The organism is Methanoculleus marisnigri JR1, assembly GCF_000015825.1.
GTDB classification, from domain to species: domain Archaea; phylum Halobacteriota; class Methanomicrobia; order Methanomicrobiales; family Methanoculleaceae; genus Methanoculleus; species Methanoculleus marisnigri.
The window spans coordinates 657,294-669,864 of sequence record NC_009051.1; the positions used below are offsets into that span (position 1 = coordinate 657,294).

Sequence of the window (12,571 nt, forward strand, 5' to 3'; positions counted from 1 at the left end):
CCGAACCATTAACTGCTTATGCATCGAGTATGTACCTGGATCGTCTGGCGGCAGATGATGAGAGTTACCCCCACTGATCCGGTGATGAAGCAGGGGGCTGATGTCGCTGCATATCCACCGTTCTGCCCGGTTCTTCCGGCAAGGCTCCTTCGTCTTCCTGTTCGATCCGATCCGAATCGCCTTTGGGCTCAAGCGACAGTATCAGGCGGACGCTTCGTTTCCGCGGATCGACGTCCGACCGGACCATTGTGCATGTCCGGTTGAGCGCCTGTGCCGTCATCGTTGCCAGGAGACTGCAGACCGGGCAGCCGACCATTGTGCAGCACTTCGGTGACGCGGCACGAACCTGCAGGCATCCCTGCGTGAGACGGTATCCGGAGAGCGTCAGTGCAACGGTATCGCCGTTCTCTTCTACCTCGATCCTATCCGCCAGTTCCAGGACCCCTATGACGGTGCTCCGCATCAGTTCCGGGAGGTTGACTTCTTCCCCGGGCAATCTCAGCCGTCGTTTTTCGTAGAGCCACCGGATGAGCGGGAGAGATGCCGGGGTGATCACGATCCCGGCGTTCTTACCGTCGAGGATGAACGAACTGTCGTATTCGTAGCCCGGCGGCAGGATGCCCTCCGAGACCGGGATGTACTGGATCACCTCCGGCTGAGCGCCGTTCTGCACCGGCATGAACCGGGCGTTTCCCCTGATGCCGAGGTCGGCGCAGAGCGTGGCGGTGTTGATCGTGCCCTGGGTCGCAAGAAGGCTGGTGAGTTCGGGTTCGAGAGGCTCTCCCTTGTACAGGGTGAGGAGGAAGATGGCAGTCACGGCGCATCCCATTCCGGTGAATACCAGCGTGGCGCTTGTCAGATCGCCCCTGTTGGTGAGCAGGGCCAGGGCAAGGGCTCCGGCGGCGACGGCAAGGAGGGCCAGCGCAGCGAGGTACGGGTCGTTGTGCTCGCTCATGCCCTGCCCCCCGGTGTGCGCATCTGGACGTACTCCGATACCTGGATAGTCAGGTAGGAAACGACGCCTGCAACGATCACGGCCAGAAACGGGACAAGCGCGTGTGCGGGTATGAGGAGGAGGGCCGTTCCTGCCGATGCGATGACGGCAAACAGCATGAAATGCTTTGTTTGTCGCCGATCGCCAAGCACTCCCGCCTCTCTCGCGATCAGACCCAGTACAAGGAGCTGGAGGAGGGCAGCATACGCAGGACCTGCGACCCCTGCAGAGAGCACGACCATCTCACCGAGCGCGAGGAGGACGATCTCCCGTTCCCTGACACGGCGGGTACCGATCCAGGCGACGATCAGGATCGCGAGGAGTGCAGCCGCAAAAACCCCGCGGGCCGTCTGACCGAGTGCAATCAGCCCTGCGACGGCAATGCCTCCCGTTCCTACGATGGCGACAACGATAGCCGCCGATCCCCGGTCGAGTTCCATCAGATCTCCTCCAGGCTGTCCGCTTCCAGCCCTGTCAGGGCTTTCTCCGGGCAGCCCTGCGGTACCCGCAGGTAAACCGGGCGTCTCCGGCTGCGTGCCGCAAGAAGGATCCGGGTGATGTGGCTGGTATCCCCTTCAAGGGTGGTAAACAGGTGGACGTCCCCGGATGGCGCGGCCGCCAGCGACTCCGTCAGGTAAACGTCGAGGGTATCCGGGCTCCGAGCACCGGCGAATGCGCGGTAGATGCCGCCGAGCAGGTTCCCGTAGGCGACGCCGTCGGCCTCCATCGTTGTCTGCCTCGCACGTGCCCTGAGCTGGTAGGTGTCCTGGGTTCGAAACTGGTGAACGTTCCGCACCTCCGGCCTGATCTCGTGCAGGAAGTGCCCGGCAGTTATCCTGCTCCCGAGAGGAGGGTGATAACTCTTTACGTCGCCCCCGGAGATCAGCAGGAGAGAACAGTTGTCGTTCGTATTCAGGGTCCTCCTGACGGCGCCGGCTACCCGGATGAGGAAGCGGGCATGCATCTCGCTGACGGCCGGCCCGGTTTGCTCCGGCAGGTCGACGATGATCAGAGGAGAACCTTCCTGGTGCAGTTCGGGAACCCGGACGTAATACTCCTGGTATCGAGCGGTCAGTTTCCAGTCGAGGTCTCTCGTATCGTCGCCCGATTGGTAAGGCCGGAACATCCGTGTGTCCTGTCCGGCGAGCAGGGTGCGCGGTGTACCCCGCCGCTGCCCCTCCCGTCGCAGGGAGGTTAGAAGGTCTTTCTCGGACGGTACCGGCTCAATCTTGAGTTCCGGGGCCATGCAGACGTCGTTTCGGCACACCCCCCTGCGCTCGAAGAACGGGTTGTTCAGCGTGAGCGCCACCCCGCGGAATCGCGCTCCCCCCGGTGCGACGGGAATGAGGGTGTACCGCGAGATCCAGGCTCCGTCCTCTCCCTGAGCATATGCCGTGTCTTCGGCGGGATCGTCGATCAGGGTGAGCGACGGCGGCAAATCCTCCGCCTTGAGGGTCATGCCGCCTTCAAGCACCGTTGTCAGGCGCGATGAGACGCCGATCGGGACGCCTGTACCGGGATAACGTGCCTCTATCGAGCGGTCGACCGTGAGTGCGGCGAGGGCTTTTCCGGAAGCGTGGTTAAAGGAGAACGCCTGGTAGATGAGGAAGAACGCGAGCATGCCGGTCGCGATGAGCCCGATTACGTCGTCAAAAAAGAGCGCAAAGGCTGCAACGGCTGCGAACAGCGCCAGGATACCTGAGGTGCGCCCGGTTGGGATCACGTGTCAGGGCACCTCCGTTGTGGCAAGAATCGCCGTAACGATCTCTTCGGGCATGGTGTGCCCGATCTCTGCCTCCCATGAGAGGGCGATCCGGTGCCTGAAGACCGGGAGTGCCATCGCCTTGACATCGTCAGGGATAACATATTCCCGGCCGTCAAGGGCTGCCTTTGCCTTTGCACCGGCGAGCATGCCGATCGAGGCTCGCGGGCTGGCGCCCAGGCGGATATCTTCGTGCGTCCTGGTCGCAAAAACGAGATCCCTGATATACTGGAGGATTGTTTCGTCGACATAGATCCTCCTGACCGCCTCCTGCATCGCGAGGATCTTTTCCGGGTTTAAGACCGGGTGGATCTGCTTCTGGTAGCGGAACCAGTCGAGATTTCCCTCCTGGCTCTGGTTGAGGAGTTCGAGTTCGGTATCGGCGTCAAGGTATGCCGTGAGGATGCTGAACATGAACCGGTCTTTCTGCACCTGAATGAGGGGGAACGTACCCTCCGCATCGTAGGTGTTCTGGGTTGCCAGTGCGAAATAGGGTTCGGCAAGCGGATACGTGACACCATCGATCGTCGTCTGCCGTTCGCTCATCGCTTCGAGGAATGCGCTCTGAGTCTTCGGGGTGAGACGGTTGATCTCGTCGATCATGATGAAATTGTGAAATATGGGCCCCTTCCGGAGGATGAATGCCTTCTGCTCCGGGTCGTAGATCCGTATCCCGATGATGTCGGCAGGCTGCACGTCGACGGCGCCCTGCACCCGACTGAAGTCGTAACCCATGAGTTTTGCCACGATCTTTCCTATGGTGGTCTTCGCCGTTCCGGGAAGCCCTTCCACCAGTACGTGCCCGCCCGTCAGGATCCCGATGAATATCTGTTCTATGAGAGCCTCGCTCCCGAGGATGTGCTGCCTGGTGGCAGCCAGCATCTCTCTCTGCGCTGCCCGGATCTCATTGACCGGGACTGTAACCTCGTATTCGTTGTACATCAAATCACCTGCTATCGCGCCCGCCGGATGACGGCAAGCGTCGCGACGGCGATCACTGCCGCCGCAAGAAGATCCCGCAAGGGCGTGGTCTTCAGCCACTGCACCATCGCGACCATGCCGTCCGTATCCGCGGTCCTGCTCTGCGTTCTGTCGTAGAGGACTACCGGATACGCCTCCAGGATGTTCAGAAGAAGCCGATCGTTGTCCAATCCGGTGCCGAGACCGGACATCGAATTGATGAATATCTCCGGGTCCGCGAGAACCACCAGTTCTCCGCTGCCTCTTCGTTCGAACGCACAAATCGCAAACGTTTTCATCGACTCATCTGCATCGGGACGCTGGTTGCCGTTGGTGTCCACCCAGCTGAGCCGGGAGGTGTTGACCAGAGGGACGCCGCCTGCCACCGCCGAAGGGTGGTTGAACTGGACCGTGGTGACGTCGGCGAGGAGCGGATGGGGGTGGGAGACGGTGCCGGTCAGGGCTGCCGGGTCCCGGTACTCTCTGTCGAGGCTGGAGAGGTTGCCGGGACTGATCTCGATACCGCTCTCAAGCCCGGTGAGGATCTCGTTCCCGGTGCCGGTATCGTCGGCGATAAGAACCATGTTCCCCGCCTGCAGGTAGCGGTCGATCATGGATACGTCTTCGTCCGTCAGGTTCCCCGATGGTGCGATGATCAGGAACAGCGAACCGGTATACCCGTCGAGCCGGGTATAATCCGTGATCGCCACGGCACCCCCTGCATCAAGCCTGTCGAAGAAGAGCGACGTTCCGTTCCACTGGATGTTGTGGCGGCTGTACTCGAGAGTTGTCGTGGAGACGTGAACCGCCGCCACCAGAGCCACGAAGAGGAGGAGGGCAAGGACCGGGATCGTGTAACCCCTAATCCTCCTCACCTCCTGCCTCCCGATGTATCGCAACGGCGAGTGCCGCCAGATCGTCAAGGTCGTTCCCGGTCGGTACCAGCCCCCCGTACCGGAACGCTTCCGCCCGACGGACGAATGTTTCCAGGTCGGATCCGAACTGTGCCCGGCCGTGCCGGGCTGCGAATTCCCGCGGTGTCATGGCCGCAGCGTTGGCCGGGCCGTGGAGTACGGCGATGCGGTCCCGCAGACCGGAGTAGATGCGGCCGATCGCTTCGTGCGGAGTCTGTTCGTGCAGAAGGTCTGCGGAAGGTTCCGGCAGGACGGAGTGCGGCTCCGGGCTCTCATCGTCATACTGCGGTGCGGTCTGCCCCTCTTCGTCGGGAAACGACCGTATCCCCTGGTAGCCTGTGTTGTGTCGCGAGCGCTGCAGGAACCAGGCGGCGCTGAGTGCGGTGATGGCAATCGAGGACGTGAGCAGGAATGTCGGTGCAAGAACGCTGCCCAGGGAGGGGATGACGAAATCTGCGGGTCTGCTCTCTGCTGCGTTCAGGGGCGTCAGACCATCTCCGGTAAAGTAGGCGGTGACGGTGTGGCGTCCTGCCGTGAATGTACCGTTGTGAACGTACCTGCCGTCGCTCCCCGTTGTGACGCGAATCGTGCGTTCTCTATCGATTGAGAGTATCACCGGGGCTTCCGCCACCGGGGCCCCGGTGATGGTGATCAGCATCCCGGAGCAGATCGCAAACCCCGGGGCATCCGGATTGTACGAGGCGTCGCACGTGAGATGCGCATCGACGGGACGGATCGTGAACTTGACCTCGCCGGAGGAACGTCCTGCGGCGGTTGCGTAGGCGGAATGCACCCCTGGACTACCCTGGTCGATGAGGTATTCGTAGCGGAACCTGTTGCCGTTGGTAGGGACCGAGGCGACGTTGTTTCCGTCGACGGTTATGTTGACGGAGTCCGCCTGCGTTCCGGCGAGGAGTTCCCCGGAGAAGAGAAGCGTGTCCCCGAATACGCCGTCTTCCGGTTCGACGGTGAGGTTGATGGGTGCGGGTCCGGTTTTGTTGCCGGAAGACGCCGGTGCCGCTGCATCCGATGGGGATGCAAATGCTTCCAGGCTCTCTTCAAACTTGGTCGTGTTGACGCCGAACTGCAGTGCGACATCGATTATCCTGTCACTTCTCTTCACGATCGCGTTTTTCTCTATGTTAAGCCTCGTTCGTATGGCCTTTCCCTCGAGGCCGGCGGCGTCTCCTTCGCGGCCCTGCAGGCGATCCAGCTTCTCGGAATCGCTCAGGTAACCCGAGAGCGATCGGTGGTTGTCCTGGCTTGCCTGTGTGAACTCGTAAATTCCGGTCGCGATCAGGTTTTGCCGAGCGATCTGTTTATTGAGGTCTTTGATGTCTGATCCGACCCCCTCAAGCCCCCCTCCGGCGCGTTTGTAGTCCTCCTCCGATGCCGCAGAGAGGACTTCTGCCGTGCTATCGAGGACATTCTCCATGAGCGGAGAAACCTCTTCCGAACACCGGAAGGGGGTCTGCTGCTCGCGCTGGAGGTCGCGGGAGTACAGGTTTGCTCGTGTATCGTGTGTCTGGCCCGTGTATCCGTTGGGCAGTCCTCCTGTGAGGCTTCCGTACCCGGGATGCCCTGCCGAGAGGATGAGCGTGAGAGCGGCCACGGTAATGAGGAGTGCGATGAAGAGTACGTGGCGGCGGATTTTTCTCATGCGACCAGAACCTCCAGTATCTTCACCGCGGCAAGATGGGCGAACAGAATGATGCCGGCGATGATCAGGTACTTCTGGCGGGTCAGGTAGACCGGCTCGGCGTAAGGGAGAGTGGCAACCTGAACGATGATTGCCGTGCCGATGAGCCAGAGCACGAAAAACAGCCCTGGGTCGAAGAACCCGTTCACCAGCATCGCCCCGGTGGCCACGTAGAGCCAGAGTACGACGGAGATCAGGAGAAGGTGTTTTCGAGCCATGTCGTACAGGGGATGGCTATCGAGGTTTCGATATATAAATTCTTCCTGGACCTCCTGTCGGGATCTGCGTGTCATCAGGGGCTGTCCGCTGATGAAATTCCAAATCGGGCTGCAATTGAGTCTAGATCCCGTCTAAATGCTCTTGGGTTATCCCACTAAAAAATATATTGGTGGAAAAATTTATATCCAGCCAACGATATGGCTGGGTGTCGGGTGGCGTGGCTGGAGAGATCACACTCATCATCATAGATCCGCCGTCCCATACATCCTCAGGTTCAGTTTCGGGAGACACCCGGTACCGCAGCATAGACGCCCGACGGAGGATAGTCTGCATGTGTCTGTCGGTTGTTCCCGTTGCGGTTGGCCTGTCTGTGGATAGGGGGGAGACGGTTGCTCCGGGCGACTGCACCGGGAGCGCGGCCGGCTTGGTCGAGCCGGTCATCCGGAACAACGATAACGGCGAGAGAGGAGGCGTTCTTGCCGGGGACCCGGTGGACTGCAGGAGGCGACCGCTATGGAAGCGAGGACGTCCGGCCCTTGCTGCCATTATCCCGGTCTACGATGAGGAGCGGGTTATCGGGAGTGTGGTCCTTCAGGTGAAGGAGCACGCCGACCGGGTGATCATCGTTGATGACGGCTCCGCGGACCGGACCGCCGCGATCGCCCCTCTCGGCTTGAAGATGACCGAGGTCCCGATCTCGGTCACCTACGACGTCCCCCATAAGGACAAGACGTTTGTGCCGATTATCGAGCGGGGGAAGAGGAGAGCGACTGGTTCCCCGGTTGGTGAGGAGGCTGGAAAGGGTGAGCGAAGGAGTTCTCGCTGGCCCGAGAGGATCTGAGATGGCTGTGCTCAGCATCGGGCCGGAGGTCATCAAGGAGGGATCTGTTTGAGGATACTCCGTGTCACCAGCGATCTCTATCCCTATGTCGTAGGAGGTTTGGGGGTGCATGCTCGAGAGATGTCCAAGTCCCAGGTGAAGTTGGGGCATGAGGTGACCATACTCACAACGAGTATGGCTGATAGAATGCCGGATAATCTGGACGGGTTCCGGGTAGCCTGTTTTAAGAATAACGCGAAACTGCTGGGCAACACCATAAGCTTAGGGTTGCTCTTCAAACTATTCCGAATCCGCAAGAGTTACGATATCATTCATGCGCATTCCCACCTTTTCTTCTCGACCAATGTCTGTGCCCTGATCAGAAAGATCGGTTCATCCCCGTTGGTGATCACCAACCATGGAATCATGTCCGCCAGCGCCCCCGACTGGTTCAACCTGCTCTATCTCAAAACAATCGGGAGGTGGACACTGAATACCGCAGACAGGATTATCTGTTATACCGAGGAGGAGAAGGAAAACCTCATCAGCATTCTCCACATCCCCGAATCGAAAATTGCTGTGATTCCAAATGGTATTAATACAAAACAATTTCATCCCCGGGCGGGTGATCATGCTGCAGATACGATCAACCTCCTCTGGGTGGGTAGATTCGTTAAAGGAAAAGGTGTGGAGTATATCGTGCAGGCAATGGATATTCTGGTCAAGGAAATACCGAGCCTGCACCTGACTCTGATTGGGGAAGGGCCGGAGAGGGATTGTATCCGCGAACTTATTGAGAGCCTGGAATTAGACAATAATATCAATATCATCGATTTTGTTCCCTATGATGAGATGCCCTGGTTTTTCCAGGATTCTGATATCTTTGTGCTCCCAAGCCTGCACGAAGGGGTACCTCGAACAGCACTGGAGGCGATGTCCTGTGAGTTACCTGTCGTGATCTCCGACTTGCCCCATTTGAGAGACCTGATCGATGGCGGGGGCGTGATGTTTCCGAAGAAGGATGTCCAGGCTCTTGTTGATCATCTCCGGGTTCTTATCTTCGATGACGATAAACGGACAAAGATGGGACGGAACGCCAGGGAGAAGATCGTGTGGGAGTATTCGTGGGAGCGGATCGTTGCCAGAACACTCAATGTTTATCAGGAAGTCATTTCAAGTGCACATTGAAGTTGGGGGGTTATGAGTCATTTACGGAAAGCATTCTACCTGCAGAATCTCATGAAACAACAATGGTTGAAGCCGGAGGAGCTGGATGCCGTTCAGGTAAAGATGCTCAGGGGGATACTAAAGCATGCCTATGCAAATGTGCCGCTATACCGCGATAAATTCCGATCGACAGGTGTATACCCTGATGATATTAAGTGCGTCGAGGACCTGCAAAAACTTCCATTGACAACTAAAAATGATGTCCAGGAAAGTTTTCCTTCCAGAATACTGCCGCCGGGCACCGATCTCAGCAGGTGCTGGATCTCCCGGACAAGCGGTTCGACAGGTATCCCGTTCAGGATGGTCTATGGCACGAGAGATGAGGATTACCAGAAAGCTGTTGCTCTCCGGCCAAACCTGAGTTGTGGCCAAAATCTTCGAGACCGATGGGCCGTTTTCACCTCCCCGAGCCATGTCGTGAAAAAGAAATGGTTCCAGAAACTGCGAATTTTCACCCCTGAATTTGTTTCATTGTTTGATAAGCCCGATGATCAAATCCAGGCTTTAAAACAGATTAATCCGGATGTTATCGACGGGTATGCATCATCAATTCATCTGGTTGCAAAAAGGTTGCAGGAAACTGGTACCGATGGGATACACCCGAGACTGATCTACAGCACATCCGAACTGCTCACTCAAGATATGCGCCGTTGTATCGAGACTACCTTTGGAGTGGATGTTCTTGACCAGTTCGGGTGCGTCGAACTTGGCCGGACCGCCTGGGAATGTCATGAACATGCCGGATATCATATCGACTGTGATGCGGTAGTTATGGAATTTCTACGGGACGGTTCGGCGGTTGCCCCGGGGGAGCGAGGGGAAATGGTGTACACGGGATTGTACAATTACACAATGCCGTTAATCAGGTACGCCGTTGGGGATGTCGGTGTTCCCAGCGATGAGATCTGTCCCTGCGGCCGGGGACTGCCGCTGATGAAACTTATTGAGGGACGCTCTGATGCCTTTATGAAAGTTCCCAACGGGCAGATCTTCTCTCCCATTATCTGGACGGTGCTCATGAGGGAGATCCCCGGCATTGGACAATTCAAGGTAATCCAGGAGAGAATTGACCGCCTGAATGTGTTGGTCGTTAAGGGTTCGGATTTTTCAGGGGCAACGATCCCGCAGATTCAACGAGAGATCAAGGCTGCCATGGGTGAGGAGATGGTGGTTGACGTGGATATCGTTGAGGAGATCCCGCGGGACCCTTCGGGAAAGGTCAGATGTGCTGTCTCAAAGGTGGAAATTCAATGATCTTGGTATACTCCGCTAAAAACAAAGAAAAACTCTTGGCCTCAGTAAACGGAGTCAAACTCCGGGTACGCGTGTCTATATATAATATGAGGCTGCAGAGGGATTCTCTTGCGGTATCATCTTCTTCGACGGATTGGGGGATCGTTTTTTGGAGGTTTGACGGGAGAGGTTGCCGGAATCTCTAAAAACAGGAGAACGGAGGTCGTATACGTTGGTGTTGAGGGGATCCGAAGAACTGCTCGGGAAAGGTCGGGCATACCGTTTCGATGGTGACGGCCAGAGAGCGATCCCAATACCCGGTGGTGAGATGTAGTGAGGATTGGGTATTTTACAAGCAGCTTTCCGCATAGGGATCCGGGAACTGACAGAGTATTAATTCCTCACGCGTACGGTGGGGTGGAGAATGGTACGTACCAATTGGCAAAGCAGATGGCGAAGAAGGGTCACGATGTTTTTGTATTTACCACATCCGACAATGGCGGAGACTCATACGAAGAATACGGTAACATCCACATCCATCGATACAGTAAGAACTTTTCCATTGGGCGGGCCCCGATCTCTTTCGGTTCGCTATATAAACCAATTATCTCGGGTATTAAACTCGATATCGTCCATGCAAGGATGGGAAACCTCCCGGTTCCGCTAACTGGTTACTGGTACTCCAGACGGCATAGCGTACCATACATCGTCTCTTATCATGGAGACTGGGATGCTACCTTTGGAAGCCCCGGTCGGAGAGTGGGCGTTTTTCTCTTTAATAATCTGTTGTGCGATTATATTTTATCAAACGCGGATAAGATAATCGCTCTTTCAAAGGAGCATGCTCATGAATCTAAAATTTTGGGAAAATATCTCGATAACATTGTAGTTATCCCGAACGGTCTGAATCCTGAGGAGTTTGAGATCCCGTATACGAAGGAGCAGTGCAGGGAGAATTTAGGTTTACCGGGAAAAGCAAAGATTATCTTGTTTTTAGGTTCGCTCACTCCGATAAAGGCACCTGACATTCTTGTAAAATCAATGAAAATTGTTCTGGATTCGATTCCGGACGCATACCTTGTTATCGCCGGCGATGGGCCGATGGAGCAAGAACTCATTGAGTTGACAGAAAGACTTGGAATCGGGGCTTCAGTTCGATTTACAGGTTTCGTCTCTGACGAGAAGAGTCAATACTATAAGGCTGCCGATATATTCGTGCTCCCATCAAGACATGAAGCATTTGGTAACGTCTTATTAGAAGCATCTGCATCCGGCCTGCCGATTGTTGTGAGTGATATCAGGAGCGTTAGAGCCATCGTCGATGAGGAGTGTAATGGCCTCTTCGCACAGATCGACGATGAGGTGGATTTTGCTCAAAAGATTGTTTATCTTTTGCGAAATGAAGTGGTCAGGAGGGAAAAGGGCGCGAATGCACGGGAAAAATGCGAACCGTTTACCTGGGACGCGATTGCGACGAAGACGGAGCGACTTTATCTGGGTGTTTTAAATGAGTGAAGATTTCTCACCAGTAATCTCTTAAGTAAAGGGAATGTGGATTTCATGGGTGTTTTGAGTGCCGGTTACGAATGATACAAAGATAGCGGTGGTGACATTTCCTGTGAGCAAGTCCGGGAGTGGGCCGCTTTTAAATCTTGCAGAAGTTCTGCTAAAACGGTCAAACAATCCGCTGTATGTTATAACCGGGAACGAGGGATCGAAGGTCGGCAACATCGATGCCAGAGTTCGAGTTACAAGTATATCTCATCGACCAAAGCAGCATATCTTCAGTAGAGGCATAGCATACGCCATTACGCAGCTAAGGATCTCGGTTTCCATACTTAAGGTGGCAAAAAGTGTTGATGCGTGGTTATTTTTTGTAGGTGGGGAACTGCTGATATTTCCGATAGTTTCCGCAAAATTAACTCGTAAACCGGTGATACTATTGTTTGCCGGTTCTCCATTGTATCAGTCAACGGTGCAAAAAAATAGGATGAGGCCGGTCATCTTCTTGATATCTACGTTTAATCGGTTATTATGCGAGAACCTTATTGTCTATAGCCCGATGCACATTTCTGAATGGAACCTCGGACGATATCGCCACAAAATCCTCATCGCCCACCGGCACTACCTCGATTTCGAGACCTTCACCGTCACCACCCCCCTACCCGACCGCCCGGCCCTCGTCGGCTACATCGGCCGGCTGAGCGGGGAAAAGGGTGTCCAGCATTTCGTCCAGGCCCTCCCCGCCATCCTCAGCGACCGGCAGGATCTCCGCGTGCTCATCGGTGGGGACGGGCAGCTAAAAGAGACGATCGAGGCCACTCTGCAAGAACAGGGAGTCTCCGCCAGCGTCGAGCTCCCGGGCTGGATCTCCCACGATGACCTCCCCCGATACCTCAACCAGCTCCGCCTCCTTGTCCTCCCCTCCTACACCGAAGGGCTCCCGAACATCATGCTCGAGGCGATGGCATGCGGAACCCCGGTGCTTGCCACACCGGTTGGGGCGGTACCGGATGTCATAGTGGATGGCGTGACAGGATTTATTATGGAGAACAACTCCCTTGAGTGCATTGCGGAGAACGTGAACCGGGCGCTGAACTCCCCGGACCTGGAGCGGATCGCGGAGGACGGGAGGCGGTTTGTGGAGGAGCATTTCACGTTTGAGCGCGTGGTTGCTCGATGGAAGGAGGTGCTTGAAGAAGTATGATCCTGGGTTGTGGGACACCTTAAGTTCATGGCGGGT

At 56.4% G+C, this 12,571-nt stretch carries 12 protein-coding genes; 5 read left to right on the forward strand and 7 right to left on the reverse strand.

Going from position 1 to position 12,571, the window contains the following annotated elements; all coding sequences use genetic code 11:
* Positions 1-64: 64 nt before the first annotated feature.
* The 7 genes from MEMAR_RS03330 to MEMAR_RS03360 are packed head-to-tail and all read right to left on the reverse strand — an operon-like array spanning position 65 to position 6,547.
* Positions 65-955, reverse strand: a complete 891-nt coding sequence (locus MEMAR_RS03330; protein ID WP_011843524.1) for a hypothetical protein — start codon at positions 953-955, stop codon at positions 65-67.
* Positions 952-1,434, reverse strand: a complete 483-nt coding sequence (locus MEMAR_RS03335) for a hypothetical protein (protein WP_011843525.1) — start codon at positions 1,432-1,434, stop codon at positions 952-954. Before MEMAR_RS03335 ends, MEMAR_RS03330 begins: the two co-directional genes overlap by 4 nt.
* Positions 1,434-2,717, reverse strand: a complete 1,284-nt coding sequence (locus MEMAR_RS03340) for a DUF58 domain-containing protein (protein ID WP_011843526.1) — start codon at positions 2,715-2,717, stop codon at positions 1,434-1,436. The genes MEMAR_RS03335 and MEMAR_RS03340 overlap by 1 nt, the downstream gene beginning before the upstream one ends.
* 3 nt (positions 2,718-2,720) lie before the next feature.
* A complete protein-coding gene (locus MEMAR_RS03345; protein ID WP_011843527.1) occupies positions 2,721-3,698 on the reverse strand; it encodes an AAA family ATPase in 978 nt (325 codons plus the stop codon).
* A gap of 11 nt (positions 3,699-3,709) precedes the next feature.
* Positions 3,710-4,591 carry a DUF4350 domain-containing protein gene (locus tag MEMAR_RS03350; RefSeq protein ID WP_011843528.1) on the reverse strand — a complete coding sequence of 294 codons (882 nt, stop codon included), beginning with the start codon at positions 4,589-4,591 and terminating at the stop codon, positions 3,710-3,712.
* A complete protein-coding gene (locus MEMAR_RS03355) occupies positions 4,578-6,290 on the reverse strand; it encodes a hypothetical protein (RefSeq protein ID WP_011843529.1) in 1,713 nt (570 codons plus the stop codon). The genes MEMAR_RS03350 and MEMAR_RS03355 overlap by 14 nt, the downstream gene beginning before the upstream one ends.
* Complete coding sequence (locus MEMAR_RS03360) at positions 6,287-6,547, reverse strand: hypothetical protein (protein WP_048063734.1); 261 nt, start codon at positions 6,545-6,547, stop codon at positions 6,287-6,289. The genes MEMAR_RS03355 and MEMAR_RS03360 overlap by 4 nt, the downstream gene beginning before the upstream one ends.
* 332 nt (positions 6,548-6,879) lie before the next feature.
* Between MEMAR_RS03360 and MEMAR_RS03365 the strand changes: the two genes are divergently transcribed.
* The 5 genes from MEMAR_RS03365 (at position 6,880) to MEMAR_RS13080 (ending at position 12,535) form a co-directional block, all read left to right on the forward strand.
* A complete protein-coding gene (locus MEMAR_RS03365; protein WP_011843531.1) occupies positions 6,880-7,389 on the forward strand; it encodes a glycosyltransferase in 510 nt (169 codons plus the stop codon).
* 48 nt (positions 7,390-7,437) lie between these two features.
* Positions 7,438-8,556 (forward strand): glycosyltransferase family 4 protein, encoded by a 1,119-nt coding sequence (locus MEMAR_RS03370; RefSeq protein WP_048063735.1) that lies wholly within the window; start codon positions 7,438-7,440, stop codon positions 8,554-8,556.
* Between the two features lie 51 nt (positions 8,557-8,607).
* Positions 8,608-9,849, forward strand: coding sequence for a phenylacetate--CoA ligase family protein (locus tag MEMAR_RS03375; RefSeq protein ID WP_245526642.1), 1,242 nt, complete (start codon positions 8,608-8,610; stop codon positions 9,847-9,849).
* A 312-nt stretch (positions 9,850-10,161) separates the two neighbouring features.
* Positions 10,162-11,343, forward strand: a complete 1,182-nt coding sequence (locus MEMAR_RS03380; RefSeq protein WP_011843534.1) for a glycosyltransferase family 4 protein — start codon at positions 10,162-10,164, stop codon at positions 11,341-11,343.
* 547 nt (positions 11,344-11,890) lie between these two features.
* Positions 11,891-12,535 carry a glycosyltransferase family 4 protein gene (locus tag MEMAR_RS13080; RefSeq protein ID WP_052291848.1) on the forward strand — a complete coding sequence of 215 codons (645 nt, stop codon included), beginning with the start codon at positions 11,891-11,893 and terminating at the stop codon, positions 12,533-12,535.
* The last annotated feature ends 36 nt before the right edge of the window (positions 12,536-12,571 follow it).